Source organism: Janthinobacterium saanense (assembly GCF_014200675.1).
GTDB lineage: Bacteria > Pseudomonadota > Gammaproteobacteria > Burkholderiales > Burkholderiaceae_D > Janthinobacterium.
The window spans coordinates 339,557-359,362 of sequence record NZ_JACHCI010000002.1; the positions used below are offsets into that span (position 1 = coordinate 339,557).

The following is a 19,806-nucleotide window of genomic DNA, read 5'->3' on the forward strand; positions in this document are numbered from 1 at the left end:
TAGGAACGCACGCGGCCCACGGCTCGGTACGCAATTTCGAGGCAAACTTGCTGCGGCCTATGGACAGCGGGGCGTCGGCCCGAACAGTCTATGGTACGTCTACAGCCCACGCGGCCAATGTGACTGGGTGCTTCGAAGTGATCTTGAATGGGACCACTTCGTACTGATTGAGTCGGACCCTACCATAATGTCCTGCAGCTCAGAGCAGAGCGGAGAAACCGCGCGACATCTAGTGGTACCTTTTCTGCAGTTTTCGCAAAAACCCCACGGTGTAGTCGCAAAACACCCCAGAATGATGTCGGCGTACTACGGATGGGATGACAGTGTTGATGAACATCCCTAACTTAGGTCGTGGTTTTACATAATATAAATTATGCGAAGTTTTGTCCATAGGATGAAAAATCCTTGCTTGCTTTGATTCCTAAGTCGCATATGCGATTTCCTACCCTACGGCACGGCAACTTCACAGAGCTTGCATGCTGTGCTATGGGCATTCCATCGGCCGACTTATCCCGCGTTCTGCACCGTGATGATAAGCGCACGACCTGAGCGTCAACCCTCTGCCGCCCGCAAGCCAGTCAGGAACGAACGCAAATCCTCCGCGTAAAGCTGCGGCTGCTCCCATGCCGGAAAATGGCCGCCGTGGGGCTGTACTGTGTATTGCTGCACCTTGTAAAACCGCTGCGCCCAGGTTTTTGGAGCGATTACGAGATCCTTGGGCCACATGCAAACTGCCGTTGGCACCTTCACGTAATCGCCAGCACGCAGCGGCGCGCGATGGTGGCGTGCTTCGTAGTAGTAACGCATGGAGGACGCGATGGTCTCGGTAGCCCAGTAAATATTCAGGTTATCGAGCAGCATATCTGGCGGGAAAACCTCGAATAGATCGCTGCCGGCATCGCTCCAGAAGTGAAATTTCTCCAGGATCCAGCTGGCCAGACCGACCGGTGTGTCGTTCAGCGCGTAAGCGACGGTTTGCGGCCGGGTGGCTTGCAGGTGCAGATAAGCGCCTTCATCCGCGCTCCATTGTTGCACCTTGGCCTGGTAGGCGATTTCCTCGGCCGTCAACGGCGCCGTTGTTGCGTCCAGCGGCGGATCGACAACGGCGGAAATATGCAGGCCGCGCACCGCGTCCGGATATGCCAGGGCCATGCGGGTACCGACGCCGGCGCCGAGGTCGGTTCCGGAGACCATATAGTCGCTGTAGCCCAGTCCCTCGCTCATCAGGCGGTGAAATAGCGCCACCGTCTGGATCTGATTGGGCGACGATGGCCGGCTGGAATAACCGAATCCTGGGTGGGCAGGAATAACGACATCAAACGCAAGTTCGGCACTGCCGCCAAAAGCGGCGGGATCGGCCAGCATGGAAGCGAGCTTGCCATACTCGACAAAGCTGGATGGCCAGCCATTGGTCAGCAGCAAAGCTTGCGGCGATGGGCCTTTTCCCTTGAAATGCAGGAAATGCACGTCAAAGCCGTCTATCGTGGCACGGAAGTGCGGCAGCGAATTGATGCGTGCCGCCGCCCTCTGCCAGTCGTAGCCCGTCTTCCAATAATCGACCAAGGCCCGCAGCGGCTTGGCTGACATGCCATAACTCCAGTCTGCGGCCACTGCATCGCACCAGCGCGTGCGCCGCAGACGCTGCAGCAATTCGGCAGCAAATGATGGATCAAATGGCGATTGCCATGGCGTAACTTTCACTTTGCTCATAATGTCCAATTCAGCATATTCATAACGGCCATTGGCCGGTCTGGCGTACACTGGTAAGCATAGCTTCACGACTAGTGGGATGGAAGCGAGAAATTCTGTGCTGCTCATTAGAAAAACTAAACAATGTCACGTATCCCTCTGCAATCCTTACCCGCCTTCAAGGCTGTCGCCGAGTTGGAGAATATGCGCGCTGCAGCCGCCCTGCTCCATCTGACGCCGAGCGCAATCAGCCAGCAAATCAACAAGCTGGAGGAGCGGCTAGGTTTTGCCGTGTTTGCCAGGCAGGGCCGCCGGGTGCTGCTGAACGATGCGGGCAAGTTATTACTGCGTAGCGTGGAGGCAGCGCTGAACGAAATTGAACAGGGGGTGCAAGCGGCGGCGGCGATTGCTAACGCCCAGGCCAGGACGGTGGTGCGGATCACCGTGGTGCCTTCTTTTGCGCAGCGTTGGCTGTTGCCGCGTCTGGCGCGATGGCGATCGCTGCACCCTGATATCCGGCTGCAAATCGACACTACCCAGCAAACCGTGGACTTGCAGCGTACAGGCTTGCATGTGGGCATACGCGCCGGTAGTGGCACATGGGCCGGGCTGAGTGCGGAAGCGCTATGCGACCTTGATCTGCCCCTGTGCGTGCTGGCTTGCCGCGAGGCAGCGCAGCGGGTGGCTGGCAACTTGCCGGCGGCTATCGCCAGCGAGTCCCTGCTTGGCGATCCAGAGCTATGGGCCAGCTGGTTCCAACTGGCCGGGATTGCCAGCGAAGCTCAGCCAGCGGCGACATTCGCCGACAGTGGATTGATGCTGCAAGCGGCCGAACAGGATATTGGACTGGTGCTGGCCCGAGGTCTGTACACGGTCGACGCGCTGCGCGATGGGCGGCTGGTGCAACTTACCAGCGTGGTCCTGCCGATTCCATCCCCGCAGCGCTTCTTCCTTGTCTTTCCGCCATCGCTACAGGATTGGCCGCCATTGACCGCCTTGCGCGCATGGCTGCTGGAAGAAGTCCGGCTATCCAGAGTTGAACTTGCAGAACGGGGCTTGCTCCCGCCATAACATCCGCTTTGTCTGCCCCGCCCTGCCCGGCCTGGCCATGGGGCGGCAGGGCAGCGGCAAGGCAATATGGGAAACAGTGTTTTGTTATAGGCAAGATAATTTCATTCCCGCTCTTTTTCGGTGCGCATTTTCTCCGCATCCGCTGCCCTTCTCTGCCCTATTTTGGGGCAATACCACTATGTTCTACAGAACGAACTGGTATTGATCTTTCACGCTATTATCCCCACGCTTTATAAAATTGGTATTCTCATATTGAATAGAATTTAAAACCAGTTGACTACCACCTGCAACACTTGCAATCTGGAAATTCCACTGGATTTCATCCGGATCGGCACAATAAAACTAACCAGGAGCAGTACATGAATAGAACAGTGATGAACACGTTGATCGTTGGCTTGCTGGGCGGCGGTTTGACCGCCTGCGGTGGCGGCAACGGGGACGCGCCAGCTTCCAGCAAGTTGCTGGCGGACACGGTGACCAATGCGGCGGTCGCCTGCTTCACACCGTGGAACAGCGGCACCGCTTATACGGCCGGCGGCCAGGCCAGCTACAACAACGTCAATTACACCGCCAATTGGTGGACGCAAGGTAATAACCCAGCGAGCAGCAACGGCGGTACGGGCACGGGACAACCCTGGACCTCGGCGGGCGAGTGCGGCACTGGAACACCAACGCCTACTCCGACACCGACACCGACGCCCACCCCAACACCGACCCCAACGCCTACCCCAACACCGACCCCGACTCCTACACCAACACCAACGCCGACGCCGACCCCGACACCAACGCCGATTGGCGGCCTGGCCAAGCATGCGCTGATCGGCTACTGGCATAATTTCTCCAACCCTAGCGGCAATACCTACCCGATCAGCCAGGTCAGCGACGACTGGGATGTGATCGTGGTGTCGTTCGCCGACAATGCCGGTAACGGCAATGTCAGCCTGACCATCGATCCATCGGCCGGCTCGGAAGCGCAATTCATTGCTGACGTGGCGGCCAAGCGGGCCAAGGGCAAGAAAGTGATCCTGTCGCTGGGCGGGCAAAACGGTTCCGTGTCCGTCGGTTCGACGGCGGAAGCCACCAACTTCACCAATAGCCTGTACGCCATCATCAGCAAATATGGTTTTGACGGTATCGACCTGGATCTGGAAAACGGCGTGACGCAAGGCGCGCCTATCCAGACCTATCTGCCGATCGCCGTGAAAAACCTGAAAGCCAAAGTGGGTAGCAATTTCTACCTGTCGATGGCGCCGGAATGGGTGTATGTGGAAGGCGGCTATACCAGCTACGGCGGCATCTGGGGCGCTTACATTCCCATCATCAATGCCTTGCGCAATGAGCTGACCGTGCTGCACCCGCAGTATTACAACAATGGCGATGTCTACACGCCATACGCATCGGGCGCCCTGAAGGCCGGTTCGGCCAACCAGCTGGTGGCCACGGCGCGCATGCTGACCGAAGGCTTCAACTATGGCGGCAATACCTTCGCCGGCTTGCGTCCGGACCAGGTCGCCTTTGGCGTACCGTCAGGCCCCAGCTCGGCCGGCTCGGGTTTCACCACCAATGCCGACGTCGCCAATGCCCTCAATTGCCTGACGCGCCTGCTGAACTGCGGCACCATCAGCCCTAGCCAGGCGCGTCCAGACTTCCGCGGCGTGATGACGTGGTCGATCAACTGGGACCGCCACGACGGCTATAACTTCTCCGTTCCTGCCAAGAACGTGCTGAAGACCCTGCCGTAATCAGCTGATACTGTAATAACGCCTGCATCTCTGTGTTGGAGATGCAGGCGTTGTTATTTCTGCCCTGGAAATACAAGTCTATTGAAGTAAATCAACTAATAGACTGTGCCTATTGATTCGTTTGGAATATTTTACTATCTTTTGTAAATGCGAATCGTTACTATCTAAATCAAGGATTACAACGTTTTACAAAGGAGTCAGCCTTGATCACCGCCATCAAAACAGTTAGCCAGGTTGTTACGCATATGTCGATCGCCTTCGGCCTCGCCTACTTGCTGACGGGTTCCTTGGCGCTCGGTGGCCTGGCTGCCATTATCGAGCCTGTCCTGAACGTCGCCCTGCTGCCCAAACATGAAAAAGCCTGGCACGCGATCCGCCACCGCTACGCCGGCACACGCTTTGGCCTGGCTGCCGTGGCCGGTGAAAAAATCAGTCAGACCTTGCTGCATATCAGCGTCGCATTTGGCGTGCTGTACTGGGCGACAGGTTCGATGGCCTTCGGCGGTTTTCTGGCGATTGTCGAGCCGATCTGCAATGTGATTGCGCTGCCGATACACGACCGCATGTGGGAAAGGCTGCGTACCCGGCTGGAAAGCCGTGGCGCCGCCCTCGCCGCCTGATCCTGATTAGTTGCCGGCCCACACCTGCGGCCGGCGTCCGTTCCACGGCGCCGCCCGTTCCAGTTGTCTTGCCAGGCGCAGCAGCAGACCATCGGCGCCATATCCCGCCATGAATTGCGTGCCGATCGGCAAACCATCCGATGACATGGCCAGCGGGACCGACATGGCAGGCAACCCGGCCACATTGGCCAGCGGCGTGTAGGGCGAGTGTTCGAACAGGCGCGCCGTCCAGCCGAAGCCGTCCAGCTTGTCCTCGTTTTCTGCATAACGGCCCAGTTGCCACGGTAACTCCGGCATGGTCGGTGTCAGCAATACATCGTACTGAGCAAAAAAGGCGCCGCTGTGGCGCGTCACCGTGTTGCGCACGTCCAGCGCGGCCACGAATTCGACGGCGGAGACCGTCCTGCCGTAGCGATAGCATGCCAGCGTCGCCGCTTCCAGCGTGTCGAGCGACACGGCGCGGCCATGCTGCTGCGCCAAGGCATCGATCCAGCCGACCAGGTTGGCGCACCAGATGCGCGCATTGGCCAGCACGAACGCTTCCCACGATACGCCCAGCACGGGCTTGGCTGCTGCCACATGGTGGCCCAAGCCTTCCAGCAGCTGCACCGTGCCGTCCAGCGCGGCGCTGATTTCCGGCACGGGGCGCGCGCCATTCCAGGCGTCCGTCATTACGCCTATGCGCAGCTTGCCCGGTTCCAGACGCACCTGCGACAGCCAGCTGTGGCCGGGCGCTGCCGTCACATACGGCTCGCCCGGCATGGCGCCCTGCACGGCGTCGAGCAGGGCCGCACTGTCGCGCACGCTGCGGCTCAAGCCCAGTTGCACGCCCAGTCCACTGAAAATCTCATCCATGTCCGGCCCGTTGGAAACCCGCCCTCGGCTCGGTTTCAAGCCGAACAGGCCCGTGGACGCGGCTGGCACGCGGATGGAACCGGCCGCGTCCGTCGCATGGGCCAGCAGCACGATGCCAGCCGCCACGGCCGCTGCTGCACCACCGCTGGAGCCGCCCGCACTGCGCGCCAGGTTCCACGGGTTGCGCGTGGCGCCGGTCCACACGGGTTCGGTGGTGGTAGCAAAGGCCATTTCCGGCGTGCTGGTGCGCCCAAGTGTCACTAGCCCAGCCTGGCGAAATTGCGTCATCAGACAAGAATCGGCCTGCGCGACATGGCCTGCCGCCAGGCGGCTGCCATATTCCACCCGTTTTCCGGCCATGGTGACGGCAATATCCTTGATCAAAAAAGGCACGCCGGCAAACGGCGCGCTCTTGTCGAGCAAGGAAGTTTCTGCCGGCCAATGCTCAACCACGGCATTGATCTGGGGATTCACGGCAGCCACTGCGCGCAGCGCCAAAGCTTGCAATTCGCCTGGGCATACTTCACCGTCGCGCACCAGTTGCGCCAGTCCCAGCCCATCATATTGCGTATATTCATGGAGTTGCATCAGATTGTTCCTGTGAGATGAAGAAAGTGTCGCGACAGGAACTACTGTAGACCTTGCGCTATCATAGTAGAAATGAATAATTGAAATACGCGGTATAGCCATGGACAATTTGCGTAAGCTGGATTTGAACTTGCTGCTGACCCTCAATGCGCTCTTGATCGAGCGTAATGTGACGCGGGCAGCCGCCCGCTTGCACCTGAGCCAGCCCTCCGTCAGCGTGCAACTGGGCAAGTTACGCGTAGCCTTTGAGGATCCGTTGCTGCTGCCAGGGCCGCGCGGCATGCTGCCCACGGCGCGGGCGCTGGCATTGCTGGCGCCGCTGCAAGCCGTGCTGGCCCAGCTGGAACAAGTGCTGTTGCCGGTGGCCGCCTTTGACCCGGCACAGGCGCAAGTGGAATGGAAGCTGGCGGCCGCCGATGCCGCCGAGTATGCAATCCTGCTGCCGATGCTGCCCGCCTTGCGAGCCCAAGCGCCGTTGTCGCGCATGGCCGTGCATGAAGCGGTGCCGGCGCGCATGGCGCAGCAGCTGGAAAATGGTCAGATCGATCTGGGCTTTGTGGCGCAGGAAGAAGCGCCTGCCGGCTTGCGCCATCGGCCGCTATTCCGCGAACATTATGTGCTGGCGGGCCGCCACGATCACCCGCTGCTGCAGTCGCCACCCAGCCTCGATCAATTCTGCGCGCTGGAATTCATCGTGGTATCGACCAATGGCGGCGGCTATCGCACGGCGGTGGACACCACGCTGGAACAGCTGGGCCGGCAGCGCAAGGTCGTGCTGTCCGTGCCGCACTTTCTGATCGTGCCGCATTTGCTGGCCGCATCCGACATGGTGGCCATGCTGCCCTCGCGCCTGCTGAAAAATGCCCTGGGCGGCCTGCGCACCTGGGAGCCGCCCGTGAGCATCCCTGATTACGACATGGCCATGGTGTGGCACGAGCGCATGCACCTGGACCCGGCGCACCGCTGGCTGCGCGAGCAGATCGCGGCCCGCCTGTGATAGGCTGATGCTGATCATCAAACAGGAGGCGGCATGACTGATAGCACCGGCAACAAGGACGTCCACCACGCAGCGGCCGAAGGCTATATCACCGGGGCTGACCCTTATGTGCGGGGCCGGCCCGATTATCCGCCTGAAGTGGCCGGCTGGCTGCGCACTGCATTGGGCCTGGCGCCCGGCGTGATTGTGCTGGACCTGGGCGCCGGCACGGGCAAATTTACGCCGCGCCTGCTGGAAACGGGCGCCACGGTCATCGCGGTCGAACCGGTGCCGCAAATGCTGGCCAAGCTGGCCGATGCTCATCCACAAGTACAGGCGCTGGCGGGCACGGCGACCGCGATACCCTTGGCCGACGCTACGCTCGACGCCGTGATATGCGCGCAGGCTTTCCACTGGTTTGCCACTTCCGAGGCGCTGGACGAAATCCTGCGCGTGCTGAAACCTGGCGGCAAGCTGGGCCTGATATGGAATTTGCGCGATCCCAGAGTCGACTGGGTGGCCAGGCTGGACGCCATCGTCAACCAGGTCGAAGGCGATACGCCGCGCTACTACACGGGCGCCTGGCGCAAGGCCTTCCCCCATGCCGGTTACGGGCCGCTGCAGGAAACGCATTTTGCGCTGGGCCACTCGGGTTCGGCCGAAGACGTGCTGCTCAACCGCGTGCGCTCGACCAGCTTTATCGCCGCCTTGCCCGAGCATGAACGCCACGTGATCGAGGAACAGATACGTACGCTGATCGAGTCCGAGGAAGATTTAAAAGGCGACGTCGTCACTGTTCCCTATCAGACGGCTGCTTTCGTAGCAGAGAAAATTACCTGAAAGTGATTAGCTGGCCTTGGCATGCCCCAGTGCATCCATCGCCGCCTGGACGATGGATGGCCGCCATTCGCGCTTGAAATCGAGCCGGGCGGCAATCATCGCTGAGACGCCCAGGCCTGAAAAGGCGCTGGTGACGCGGATCAGGCGTTCCAGCTTGAGCGCCGCCAGGTCTATCCCCAGCGCTTCGTACATCATCATGCCCATCTGCGTCATTTCCGGCGTCGTGCCTTCGCCATTGTCCGCCAGCCGGTTGGTGAAGGCCGAGATGCCGGGCCAGTCAAAGCTGAGCTGTACAGACGTTTCCACCACCGCCAGGTCGCGTTCGCGGCCAACGGCAATGCCATCGACCTTGACCAGCAGCGCGCGCATCTGGTCCAGGCAGGTGACCAGGACTTGATCGTAAATGGCCTTCTTGCTGGGATAATGGTGCAGCAAGCCCGCTTTCGAGTACTTCACGGCATCGGCAATCTGTTGTAGCGACGTATGCTCGAAACCATGCTTGGCGAACAGGCCCGCGGCACGGTCGATAATCTCGGCGTCTATTTCAGTTTTGGTCAGTCTGGGCATAAGCTTCATAAGAACAACATGGAGGACAGGCAGCATAGCCTTGATTACCCAGCTATTCAAGAGCAGCGCAGGCTTAAGTATCCCTGCGACATCGTTTCACTTATTTCTAGCCAGCGTACGCTGGCAAACAGATGCCGATGGCGCTAGCGGCAATCATGGCCTACCTTCCCACCGCACAGGAAAAGCCATGACCGCCATTCCAAAGCTCGCATTGCCCCTACCGTACGATAGCCGCTATGAGGTCGAAGAGGAAGGCGAACAAGACACCAAGGCGCAGCTGCTGCAGACCCTGCACGGCATTTCCGCCACGACCTATCAAGACTCGGGCCACGCCACGCGCAGCGTGCATGCCAAGAGCCATGGCTTGCTGCGCGGCCATCTCAATGTGCTCGATGGCCTGGCGCCCGAGCTGGCGCAAGGCATTTTTGGCCAGCCCGGCCGCTTTGAGGTGGTCATGCGCTACTCGACCATTCCTGGCGACATTCTCGACGACAAGGTGTCCACCCCGCGCGGGCTGGCGATCAAGCTGATCGGCGTGCCGGGCGTGCAGCTGTCCAGCCTGGACACTGATGCTACTGACCGCGATGCCACCACGCAAGATTTTGTGCTCGTCAACGGCCCCGCCTTCCTGGCGCCGACCGCCAAGAAATTTCTCGGCAGCCTCAAATTGCTGGCCAGCACCACTGACAAGGTACCGCGCCTGAAACAGGCCTTGTCGAGCGTGCTGCAAGGAGCGGAAAAAGCGCTGGAAGCAGCCGGCGGCGAAAGCGGCACCTTGAAAAGCCTGGGCGGCCATCCCGAAACCCATGTCCTGGGCGATACCTACTATAGCCAGGCGCCCATCCTGTATGGCCAGTACATGGCCAAGGTGTCGGTCGCGCCCGTCTCGCCCGAACTGGCCGCCTTAAAAGGCGCGCTGGTCGACCTGCATGACAAACCTAACGGCTTGCGCCTGGCCGTGATGGACTTTTTTGCGCGCCACTCGGCCACCTGGGAAGTACGCGTGCAGCTGTGCCGCAATATTGACACCATGCCGCTGGAAGACGCTTCCGTCGTCTGGCCCGAGGAAGACAGCCCGTATTTTGCGGTAGCGCGCATCACGGCCTTGCCGCAAACGGGCTGGAGCGAAGCGCTGTCGCGCCTGGTCGATGACGGCATGGCTTTCAGCCCCTGGCACGGCGTGCTGGCGCACCGGCCGCTGGGCTCCATCATGCGCGTGCGCAAGGCCGCTTACCGGATGTCGTCGCGTTTCCGCTTCGAGCGCACCGGGCATCTGGTGCAGGAACCGGCGCATCTGGACGACTGGCCGGCGAGCTAAGCCATGTCCAGCCTGGATAAAATCACCACGATCGTTGCCGACACGCAGGACGAGCCGACGGAAACCTGGCTGGCCAAGCTGGGACCGGGCCTGATTACGGGCGCGGCCGACGATGACCCCAGCGGCATCGCCACCTATTCCCAGGCCGGCGCCCAGTTTGGTTACGGCATGTTGTGGACCTTGTTCCTGACCTTTCCCCTGATGCTGGGCATACAGCTGATCAGCGCCAAGATCGGCCGGGTCAGCGGCCATGGCCTGGCGACAAATATCCGCCGCCAATACTCCCCTGCCCTGCTGTATGCCATCGTCGGCTTGCTGTTGTTGGCCAATGTCATCAATATCGCTGCCGACGTGGCTGCCATGGGCGACGCCATGGCCCTGATCGCGGGCGGCCCCACACATTTATATGCTCTGGCCTTCGGCTTGTTGTCGCTGCTCTTGCAGGTTTTCATACCGTACCGCAAGTACGTACGCATCCTGAAATGGCTGACCCTGGGCTTGCTGGCCTATGTCGCCACCGTCTTTACCGTGCATATTCCCTGGGGCGAAGTGCTGCTGCGCACCGTCTGGCCCCATCTGAGCTGGTCCACAGCGGCCATCACCATGGTGGTAGCCATCTTCGGCACCACCATCAGTCCCTATCTGTTTTTCTGGCAGGCATCGCAAGAGGTGGAAGACTTGCATGCCGATGCGCAGGCCCAGGCCTTGCGGCGCAAGCCTGAACAGGCGCCGCGGCAATTTCGGCGCATCAAGATGGACACCGCCATCGGCATGGGCTTTTCCAATCTGGTGGCTTTTTTCATCATGCTGACCACCGCCGTGACCCTGGGCGCGCACGGCATCACGCATATCGACACCTCGGCCCAGGCGGCCGAGGCGCTGCGCCCCATCGCCGGCAACTTTGCCTTTGCCCTGTTCAGCCTGGGCATCATCGGCACGGGGTTGCTGGCCATTCCCGTGCTGGCCGGCTCGGCTGCCTACGCCATGGCGGGCGCCTTTCATTGGAAAAACAGCCTGGAACTGGCGCCCAGGGCGGCCAAGAAATTCTATGCCATCATCGTCACGGCCACCTTGCTGGGCGCGGCCCTGTGCTTCACGCCGCTCGACCCGATCAAGGCCCTGTACTGGAGCGCCGTCATCAATGGCGTGATTTCCGTGCCCATCATGGGCATCATGATGGCCATGGCCACGCGCCGCGCCGTGATGGGCAGCCTGGTCATTTCACGCCGTTTGCGCTGGCTGGGCTGGCTATGCACCCTGGTAATGGCTGCCGCAGTGCTTGCAATGTTTGCTACCATGGCGTTTTGACTGCAGAAAACGAGCGCGCCATGCAGGCGGCCAGCTCATAAAATAATCAATGAGCAACTTAATTCATAAGATCGTCAACAAGAAGGTCTATCACTATTACACCGCGTATCGTCACCTGGCGATCGCCGAAGCGCAAGCCGCACCGACGGCAGAGCAGATTGCAGCCATCGAAAGCTTGCTGGAAGCACCGTTGCCGCCCGCCTTCCTGGCATTTTTGCAAGTGGCCAATGGCGCTTACATCGATTACACCTGCGATGTGCCCGATGGCGAGGGCGGCGTGGAACACATGGCCTTCAACACTTTTTTCAATGCTGACGAAGGCGATTTTTGCGATGAAACTTTCGTGGGCGAAATCCGCGCAGCGCGCAAGCACACGGCCATGCCGGTAAAAATCCTGCCGTTTGCCCGCGATGGCGGCAATTCCATGGTGTACCTGGACTTGACGCCGGAAGGCGGCGGCCGCGTGCTGGCCTATGTGCAAGAGTTACCAGACTGGACCGGGCGGCGCGCCCACGGCTTTATCCCACTGGCGCCCTCCTTCGACGCCTGGCTCGACAGCCTGTATATCGACCGCGAAACCGTGCTCGACGAACTGGAACACAATGCATCCGAACCGTCGCACCTGGAAGCGACCAGGGAATGGCTGGACATCGGCTTGCCCAACTGGCGCCAGGATGCGGGTATCTGCGCCTTGCTGGCACTCAAGCAGGTTCAATTGTGCGCTGACGAACAAGACTAGTCCTACGCAAAAGACCGTAGACGTCCTATGGGTGTGCGCAATCTGCTGGCTTAACATAGGCATCAGATTGCATAAAAAACCACCCCAGAAAGGATATCCCATGGCTATTATCACCACCAGCAGCAGTACCCGCGCTCTTTCCCTGAAAAACGTCGCCCTCGGCGCAGCCGTGGCCTTGCTGAGCGGCATGGCCATCAACAGCATCGCTGCTGCCGCGCCTGGCGCTTATGACCGCACTTTCCTCAGCAAGGCGGCCGATGCGGGCAGCACGGAAATTGCCGCGAGCAAGATTGCGCAAGGCAAAAGCGCCAATGCGGACGTCAAGAAATTCGCCGATTCCATGGTGACTGACCACAGCAAGGTGGCTGACGAACTGAAACAGCTGGCCAGCAGCAAGCAGATCGACGTCAGCGACCAGCCCGGCGCGCGGCACAAATCCGAGCTGACCAAGCTCAATACGCTAGCCGGCAAACAGTTTGATCAGGAATATGTGGACAAGATCGGCGTGGCGGCGCACAAGGATGCCGTGAAACTGTTCACGGACGCCAGCCAGAAAGCGACGGACCCGGAGATCAAGGCCTTTGCTGCCAAAACACTGCCTGCCCTGCAACATCATCTGGACATGGCCAATACCTTGCACGAGTCCTTAGCTAAATAAGCAAAGTAAGCGTGGAAATAGCTGCTGTAGGCGCCTGTTCGTGCCGTACGGCAAGTATTTCCACTCCTGGCATACAATGCGGCACCTTTGTTTTTAGCAACGCCATGACCTCATGCAGCTACTCAAGAAGACCGGCCTGATCGCGGCCCTCATCCTGCTCACCATCATGCTGACCGGCTGGGTATTCATCAAGCTGAGCGCGGCGCGCAACGCCACCGTTTATGCACAAAAATGGAGCGATAACGGCAATTGCGTGATCAAGACCTATATCCCGCACTACGGCAACGGCCTGCCGAACAACGTCGTGCGCGCCCTCAGCACGGCATCCTTCTTCCGCGTGTATGACAAAGCAGGTAAATTGCTGGAAAGCACGGAATGGGTGCTGGACATGCACGAAGACGGCATCCAGGACTACGCTCGCTGGGGTAATCACCGGGCGATTTATCCGACCGATATGGGGTATGAAGGCTGGACCCTGCCGCAATGCGCCTGACTGGGGAAGCCTCACCAAACCTGCCGCGCGTCGGTTTTGTGAGGCGTTGTTACTGTTGTGCTTAGTGCCTTACGTCGACAGGTTCTGTATGGCAAGCGCAGTCATGTCCGCTGGCCGCTTCCGACAGGTTTTGCAGGATGGCGCAGTCTTGCGAGGCTTGCGGCTGGTCGCATTGGTGGCGCAGGGTTACCAGTTGTTGTTGCAGCGTTTGCAAATTCGCCATTTGTTCGGCGATACGCTCGATGTGGTGATCGAGTAACAAATTGACGCTCTGGCAGCCATCGGCCGGATTGTTCTTGAATTCCAGCAAGGCGCGGATATCGGTCAAGCCGATTTGCAGGGAACGGCAATGGCGGATGAATTGCAGCCGTTCCTGGTGCTCGTCCTGGTATTCACGATAGCCGGCACTGTTGCGGCCGGGCTCTTGCAGCAAGCCTGCTTTTTCATAGTAGCGCACAGTTTCTACATCGCAATCTGTGCGTTTGGCCAGTTCTCCGATACGCATGGTCTTCCCTTCTTTATGCTTTCGTGCAAATTCTGCTTGACCCTGTAGCCACTACAGGGTTTCTAATGCAAGCATACACGAATCCTTGAAGGACGATGCGATGCCGCATGACACTCATTCCCACGACAACTGCTGCTCCCATAAACATGCGGCACCATCCGCAACGCCAGCCGCAGCCGCCTTGCCCAGCGCCCCGATTGCCGGCGCGCAAACGGCGAAATACCGCATCGAGAACATGGATTGCCCCACGGAAGAACGCTTGATCCGCAACAAGCTGGGTGGCATGGCCGGTGTGGTGGGCCTCGATTTCAACCTGATGAACCGCGTGCTGGACGTGCATCACACCTTGCCGGCGCTCGCTACAGTCGAGTCTGCGCTGCACAGCATCGGCATGCAGGCTGTCCCCATGCAGGAAGGCGAAACGCGCGCCGCCACGCAAGGCGGCTTGTCCGGCCTGCAAAAAAGCTTGCTGGTGGTATCCGGCCTGGCCGCCGCCAGCGCCGAAGCGCTGGCCTGGAGCACGCAAAACGATCATTCCCCTACTGTGATCGCGCTGGCCCTGCTGTCGATCGCCACGGGTGGCTGGCCTACCTTGAAAAAAGGCTGGATCGCACTGAAAAGCTTTACCTTGAACATCAATTTCCTGATGTCCCTGGCTGTGTTTGGCGCCATCGCCATCGGCCAGTGGCCGGAAGCGGCGATGGTAATCTTTTTGTTCGCCATTGCCGAGCTGATCGAAGGCCTGTCCCTGAACCGCGCCCGCAATGCCGTGCAAAGCTTGCTGCAACTGGCGCCGGACGTGGCCACCGTGGACAATGGCGAGGGTAGCTGGCAGCAAGTGCCCGTGGCAACTGTGGCCGTGGGCGCTACCTTGCGCGTGAAACCGGGCGAGCGCATCGCCCTCGATGGCGTGGTGAAGAACGGTACATCGTCCGTCAACCAGGCGCCGATCACCGGTGAAAGCATGCCAGTGGACAAGAGCACAGGCGACGTTGTGTATGCAGGCACCATCAATGAGCGTGGTCTGCTCGACATTAGCGTCACGGCCAATAGCGGCAACTCCACCCTGGCGAAAATCGTCAAGGTGATCGAAGAAACGCAAGGCAAGCAGGCGCCGACCCAGCGTTTCGTCGACAGTTTCGCCCGCTATTACACGCCAGCCGTGGTGGTGTTCGCCATCCTGGTGGCCGTGTTGCCACCGCTGCTGACGGGCGCGCCCTTCATGGCCTGGGTCTACAAGGCGCTGGTGATGCTGGTGATCGCCTGCCCTTGCGCGCTGGTCATTTCCACCCCCGTCACCGTCGTCAGCGGCCTGACGGCGGCGGCCCGGCGCGGCATTTTGGTGAAAGGCGGCCAATTCCTGGAAACCGGTTACCGCCTGAAAGCCATCGCGGTCGACAAGACGGGCACCTTGACCATGGGTAAACCTGCTGCCACGGAAGTGGTCGCCTTTGAAGGCAGCAGCCGCGATGAAGTCTTGCTGCTGGCTGCCAGCCTGGACGCCAATTCGGCCCATCCGCTGGCCGCTGCCATCGTCAAGGCTGGCCCGCCCGCCGCCAGCCACTTGCCGGTGAGCGAGTTTGCCGCCCTGCATGGCCGCGGCGTGCAAGGCAATATCGCTGGCCAGACCTATTACCTGGGCAATGCCCGTTTGATGACGGAGCTGAAGGTTTTACATCCGGCATTGCAAGCGACCCTGGCCCGGCTGGAACAGCAAGCCTACACGGCCATGATATTGGCAACAAGCGGCCGTGCGCTGGGAGTGATCGCCGTGGCCGATGTGCTGCGCCCGACGGCAAAAGCCGCCATTGCCCGTCTGAATGCTCTGGGCGTGACCACCGTGATGCTGACCGGTGACAACTTGTTGACGGCGCAGCGGATCGCCTCCGAAGTCGGTGTCAGCCTGGTCAAGGCAGAGTTGCTGCCGGAAAATAAACTCGATGAAATCAAGGCCTTGCAGCAACAGTTTGGTCTGGTCGCCATGCTGGGCGACGGCGTCAACGATGCGCCTGCCCTGGCCCAGGCGGACATCGGCTTCGCCATGGGCGCCGCCGGCAGCGACACCGCCATCGAAACGGCCGACGTGGCCCTGATGGATGATGAGCTGGGCAAGCTGCCCGAATTCATCAGCCTGAGCCAGCGCACCCGCAGCATCCTGGTGCAAAACATCAGCTTTGCCATCGGCATCAAGGCCGTCTTCTTCGGCTTGGCGCTGGCAGGCCTGGCAACCTTGTGGATGGCGGTGTTTGCCGACGTGGGCGCCAGCCTGCTGGTGGTGGCCAATGGCTTGCGTTTGCTGCGATCAAAAAATGCATGACGGCACGACCGCAGAGATTCTCACGAATGATGTCAATTATTCACCATTGACATAAATAATTATCATTTTTTGCAATATTCTTCTATGTTCGTTATGGTACATACGGCGTTGAGCCCGCTGAATATGCGGGTTTAGCGCCACTACCATCGATGCACAACACACTGGAGGATGGCGCAATGAATGCAAGAAACGATCAGCAGCAGGCAGTTTCCCGGCGTCGCAATTTTCTGAAGAAAACAGCGAAACTCACCGCCGCCGGCGCCCTGGCCGGCTGGCTGCCGCTGGCGCGCATCAGCGCCGCCCAGGCTAGCAATTGCGCCACGCCAGGCAACTTCCTGCTCGATATCGCGCTGTATAAGCAGACTTTTCAAAATTGGGCTGGCGACATCAAGGTCGACGATGTCTGGACTTGCGCGCCCGCCAATGCGCAGCAAGTCATCAAGGTAGTCAATTGGGCCAGGGACAATGGCTACAAGGTGCGCCCACGCGGCATGATGCACAATTGGTCGCCCCTGACCGTGCCGGCCGGCGCCGTGTGCCCCAGCGTCGTGTTGCTCGACACCACCACGCATTTAACTGCCGTCAGCATCGATACTTCCGGCGCCGTTCCGCAAGTGACGGCGCAGGCCGGCATCAGCATGGAAGCGCTGTTGACGGTGCTGGAAAACGCGGGCCTGGGTTTGACGGCCACGCCCGCGCCGGGCGACCTGACCTTGGGCGGCGTGCTGGCGATCAATGGCCACGGCACGGCCGTGCCTGCCAAGAATGAACAGCGCCCCGTGGGCGCCACCTACGGTTCCGTGTCGAACCTGGTGCTGTCGCTCAAGGCGGTGGTGTATGACAGCGTCAGCCGTGCTTACGTTTTGAAAACATTTTTGCGCAGCGACCCGGAAACCGGCGCCCTGCTGGCCCACGTAGGGCGCGCCCTGATCGTCGAGGCGACCTTGCAGGTGTCCCCCAACCAGCGCCTGCGTTGCCAGAGCTGGACCAATATTGCCTATACCGAGATGTTCGCGCCCAAGGGAGCGGGCGGGCGTACCTTCTCCAGTTTCCTCGATAGCGCGGGCCGGGCGGAAGCGATCTGGTTTCCGTTTACCGACCATCCCTGGCTCAAGGTATGGAGCGTAGCCCCGGTCAAACCGGCTTTCGCGCGCGAAACGACGGTGCCTTTCAATTACACATTTTCAGATAACTTGCCGGCCAGCCTCAACGACCTGGCCTATAAAATCGCCACCCTGGGCCAGGGCGGCCTGACGCCGCTGTTTGGCCAGACGCAATTCACGGTGGTCGGCGGCGGCCTGACGTTCACCGGTGGCTGGGACTTGTGGGGCTGGTCGAAGAACCTGTTGCTGTACGTAAAACCAAGCACCCTGCGCATCACCGCCAATGGTTATGCCGTACTGACCCGGCGCGACAATGTGCAGCGCGTACTCAATGAATTCGCCACCTTTTACCGCGCGCGGGTGGCTGCCTACCAGGCCCTGAACCGTTATCCGATGAATGGCCCGGTGGAAATTCGCGTCACGGGCCTGGACCAGCCAGGCGACGTGGCGGGCGCGAACGGTGTCTCGCCCATCTTGTCCGCAATACGCCCACGCCCCGACCATGCAGACTGGGACGTGGCCGTCTGGCTCGACATACTGACCTTCCCCGGCACGCCGTATGCGAACGATTTTTACCGGGAGGTGGAGCAATGGCTGGAAGCGACCTACAACGGCAGTTATGCAGCCGTGCGGCCGGAATGGTCGAAAGGCTGGGGCTACAGCAATCAGGCGGCCTGGGCCGATCCCATCGCCTTGCAAACGACGGTGCCCAACGCTTTCCGCACGGGCCAGCCTGCCGGCAGCAACTGGGATAGCGCCGTGGCCGTGCTGAATAAATACGATCCGCAGCGGCTGTATTCCTCGGCGCTGCAAGATAGCCTGGGCCTGTAAAATAGTTAAGAAGAAATATTTTAAAGTAGACAACTGATGTAAAAAACGCTACCTTGTTGGCCCACTGCAATCGCCACCAAGGTAGTTTCATGACATTCTTGCCCCGCTTGACCTTCCTGACTGCCATGCTGGCCAGTGCCGGCCTGCATGCCGAACCCATGTTGTTTACTCCCTGCGCCGACACGGCAGTGCCAGGCAGCCTGTGTTCAGGCTTGAACGTGCCGGGCGGCTACGATGAGCAGGGCCACGCGCTGGCTGGCGAAGAAGATAGAGCCCACGTGTTTGTCCGCAAGATTGCCGCCGACGTGCCTGCCGGCAAGCGGCCCAAAGGAACTTTGTGACTGGTGGCGGGCGGCCCCGGCGAATCGGGCGCCTCGTTCTACAATCTGCTGCCGACCTTGCGCCGCAGCTTTCCCGGCTTTGAATTCCTGATCCCCGACCATCGCGGCACGGGCAATTCCTCGCGTTTGTGCAGGGTGGAAGAATCGGAACAAAGCCCCGGTGGCCGGGCCTTGGTCGGCGCGGAATGGGGCAGCTGCTTTGCCGGCCTGAACCTGGTACCGGAAGTTGCCAGCCACTTCAGCATCACCAGCGCCGCGCGCGACTTGAAATCCCTGATCGAAGGCGAGCGCGATGGTAAGAACAACCGTGGCCAGCCGCCCGTGTATTTATATGGCGTGTCGTATGGCACGCAACTGGTCTTGCGCACCCTGCAGCTGGGACCGCTGCCAGTCAAAGGCGTGATCCTCGACTCGCTGGTGCCGCCGCAAACCGACCCGCGCTGGGACTTGAGCCAGCGTTCGCAAGTGGTCAACCAGGTCGGCCTGCAAGTGCTGGCCCAGTGCGATGCGGATGCCGCTTGCCATGGCGCGCTGGGCGAACCGGCCGAAACGCTGTACCGCAGGGTACTGGACAAGGCCCAGGCCGACCCTGCCCTGCTGGCGAAAATTCCCGGCAAGAGCCTGAAAAACTTCCTGGGTGGTTTGCTCGACATCCCCGCCGCCCGCGCCCGCGCCCGCATCCCCTACCTGCTGCAAGACCTCGATAAAGGCGGAGATACGGAACTGGCCGCCGTGCGCGAGACCCTGAAGGCCGCAGCTGCCAGCCTGGGCAGCTACCCGCAATCGCCGCTGTCGATGCCCTTGGTCAACATCATCAGCAATTCCGAAAACAATCTGCAACCGTCGCTGCGGCCCAACTGGAAGCCAATCGACATCGACCGCGAAGACGCCGACCTGCTATTCACCAGCCCCCTGCCCCGCATCCTGCTGGGCAGGGGCCTGCCCACCTACCCACACGACCGCAATTTCGGCCAGTTGCCGGCAAAAGTGCCGCCCACCCTGGTGCTGCAAGGCACGCTGGACCCAAAAACGCCGTATGCAGGTGCGCAGGCGCAAGTCACAGCCTTAACCCAAGCCAAGGCGGGCAAGGTAGCGCTGGCCACCATGGAACACGCACCGCATTTTATTCTGTGGACGGCGCCAGCCTGCTTTGAACAGGCGAGCAAGCGTTTTATTGCCGGCAAACCGGTGCAGGATTGCACACCTGACGCGAACCGGCCCACCGCTGCCCTTCCGTAGCGACCG

General features: G+C 60.4%; 18 protein-coding genes. 14 read left to right on the forward strand and 4 right to left on the reverse strand.

The window, feature by feature from the left end:
• Positions 1 to 552: 552 nt before the first annotated feature.
• Positions 553 to 1,710: an epoxide hydrolase family protein gene (locus HDE72_RS04410; RefSeq protein ID WP_183737504.1), complete on the reverse strand. Its 1,158-nt coding sequence runs from the start codon at positions 1,708 to 1,710 to the stop codon at positions 553 to 555.
• A 123-nt stretch (positions 1,711 to 1,833) separates the two neighbouring features.
• Between HDE72_RS04410 and HDE72_RS04415 the strand changes: the two genes are divergently transcribed.
• From HDE72_RS04415 to HDE72_RS04425, 3 genes are all read left to right on the forward strand, one after another.
• Positions 1,834 to 2,760 (forward strand): LysR substrate-binding domain-containing protein, encoded by a 927-nt coding sequence (locus HDE72_RS04415; RefSeq protein ID WP_183737505.1) that lies wholly within the window; start codon positions 1,834 to 1,836, stop codon positions 2,758 to 2,760.
• Positions 2,761 to 3,119: 359 nt separating this feature from the next.
• On the forward strand, positions 3,120 to 4,502 hold the full coding sequence (locus tag HDE72_RS04420; protein ID WP_260176487.1) for a chitinase: 1,383 nt from the start codon (positions 3,120 to 3,122) through the stop codon (positions 4,500 to 4,502).
• 203 nt (positions 4,503 to 4,705) lie between these two features.
• The gene (locus HDE72_RS04425; RefSeq protein ID WP_183737506.1) at positions 4,706 to 5,122 is read left to right on the forward strand and encodes a DUF2061 domain-containing protein; all 417 of its coding nucleotides are present in this window, start codon (positions 4,706 to 4,708) and stop codon (positions 5,120 to 5,122) included.
• 6 nt (positions 5,123 to 5,128) lie between these two features.
• On the opposite strand, the gene HDE72_RS04430 is transcribed toward HDE72_RS04425, so the two are convergent.
• Positions 5,129 to 6,565 (reverse strand): amidase, encoded by a 1,437-nt coding sequence (locus tag HDE72_RS04430; RefSeq protein WP_183737507.1) that lies wholly within the window; start codon positions 6,563 to 6,565, stop codon positions 5,129 to 5,131.
• A gap of 100 nt (positions 6,566 to 6,665) precedes the next feature.
• Here HDE72_RS04430 and HDE72_RS04435 point away from each other — a divergent pair, with 100 nt between their 5' ends.
• Complete coding sequence (locus HDE72_RS04435) at positions 6,666 to 7,562, forward strand: LysR substrate-binding domain-containing protein (protein WP_183737508.1); 897 nt, start codon at positions 6,666 to 6,668, stop codon at positions 7,560 to 7,562.
• 33 nt (positions 7,563 to 7,595) lie between these two features.
• The gene (locus tag HDE72_RS04440; RefSeq protein WP_183737509.1) at positions 7,596 to 8,381 is read left to right on the forward strand and encodes a class I SAM-dependent methyltransferase; all 786 of its coding nucleotides are present in this window, start codon (positions 7,596 to 7,598) and stop codon (positions 8,379 to 8,381) included.
• A gap of 6 nt (positions 8,382 to 8,387) precedes the next feature.
• Here HDE72_RS04440 and HDE72_RS04445 read toward each other — a convergent pair whose 3' ends face one another.
• A complete protein-coding gene (locus HDE72_RS04445; RefSeq protein ID WP_183737510.1) occupies positions 8,388 to 8,948 on the reverse strand; it encodes a TetR/AcrR family transcriptional regulator in 561 nt (186 codons plus the stop codon).
• A gap of 187 nt (positions 8,949 to 9,135) precedes the next feature.
• On the opposite strand from HDE72_RS04445, the gene HDE72_RS04450 reads away from it, so the two are divergent.
• From HDE72_RS04450 to HDE72_RS04470, 5 genes are all read left to right on the forward strand, one after another.
• Positions 9,136 to 10,266, forward strand: coding sequence for a catalase family protein (locus HDE72_RS04450; protein ID WP_183737511.1), 1,131 nt, complete (start codon positions 9,136 to 9,138; stop codon positions 10,264 to 10,266).
• 3 nt (positions 10,267 to 10,269) lie between these two features.
• The gene (locus HDE72_RS04455) at positions 10,270 to 11,574 is read left to right on the forward strand and encodes an NRAMP family divalent metal transporter (protein WP_183737512.1); all 1,305 of its coding nucleotides are present in this window, start codon (positions 10,270 to 10,272) and stop codon (positions 11,572 to 11,574) included.
• Between the two features lie 49 nt (positions 11,575 to 11,623).
• Entirely contained in the window at positions 11,624 to 12,313 is a 690-nt protein-coding gene (locus HDE72_RS04460) for an SMI1/KNR4 family protein (protein ID WP_183737513.1), read from the forward strand.
• A gap of 100 nt (positions 12,314 to 12,413) precedes the next feature.
• Positions 12,414 to 12,971: a DUF4142 domain-containing protein gene (locus HDE72_RS04465; protein WP_183737514.1), complete on the forward strand. Its 558-nt coding sequence runs from the start codon at positions 12,414 to 12,416 to the stop codon at positions 12,969 to 12,971.
• Between the two features lie 112 nt (positions 12,972 to 13,083).
• Positions 13,084 to 13,464, forward strand: a complete 381-nt coding sequence (locus tag HDE72_RS04470) for a hypothetical protein (protein ID WP_183737515.1) — start codon at positions 13,084 to 13,086, stop codon at positions 13,462 to 13,464.
• Between the two features lie 61 nt (positions 13,465 to 13,525).
• Here HDE72_RS04470 and cadR read toward each other — a convergent pair whose 3' ends face one another.
• On the reverse strand, positions 13,526 to 13,969 hold the full coding sequence (gene cadR / locus HDE72_RS04475) for a Cd(II)/Pb(II)-responsive transcriptional regulator (RefSeq protein WP_183737516.1): 444 nt from the start codon (positions 13,967 to 13,969) through the stop codon (positions 13,526 to 13,528).
• A 100-nt stretch (positions 13,970 to 14,069) separates the two neighbouring features.
• Between cadR and HDE72_RS04480 the strand changes: the two genes are divergently transcribed.
• From HDE72_RS04480 to HDE72_RS04495, 4 genes are all read left to right on the forward strand, one after another.
• A complete protein-coding gene (locus HDE72_RS04480; protein WP_183737517.1) occupies positions 14,070 to 16,286 on the forward strand; it encodes a heavy metal translocating P-type ATPase in 2,217 nt (738 codons plus the stop codon).
• A 176-nt stretch (positions 16,287 to 16,462) separates the two neighbouring features.
• Positions 16,463 to 18,220, forward strand: a complete 1,758-nt coding sequence (locus HDE72_RS04485; RefSeq protein ID WP_183737518.1) for a cholesterol oxidase substrate-binding domain-containing protein — start codon at positions 16,463 to 16,465, stop codon at positions 18,218 to 18,220.
• An 89-nt stretch (positions 18,221 to 18,309) separates the two neighbouring features.
• Complete coding sequence (locus HDE72_RS04490) at positions 18,310 to 18,561, forward strand: hypothetical protein (RefSeq protein ID WP_183737519.1); 252 nt, start codon at positions 18,310 to 18,312, stop codon at positions 18,559 to 18,561.
• 3 nt (positions 18,562 to 18,564) lie between these two features.
• Entirely contained in the window at positions 18,565 to 19,800 is a 1,236-nt protein-coding gene (locus tag HDE72_RS04495; RefSeq protein WP_183737520.1) for an alpha/beta fold hydrolase, read from the forward strand.
• The last annotated feature ends 6 nt before the right edge of the window (positions 19,801 to 19,806 follow it).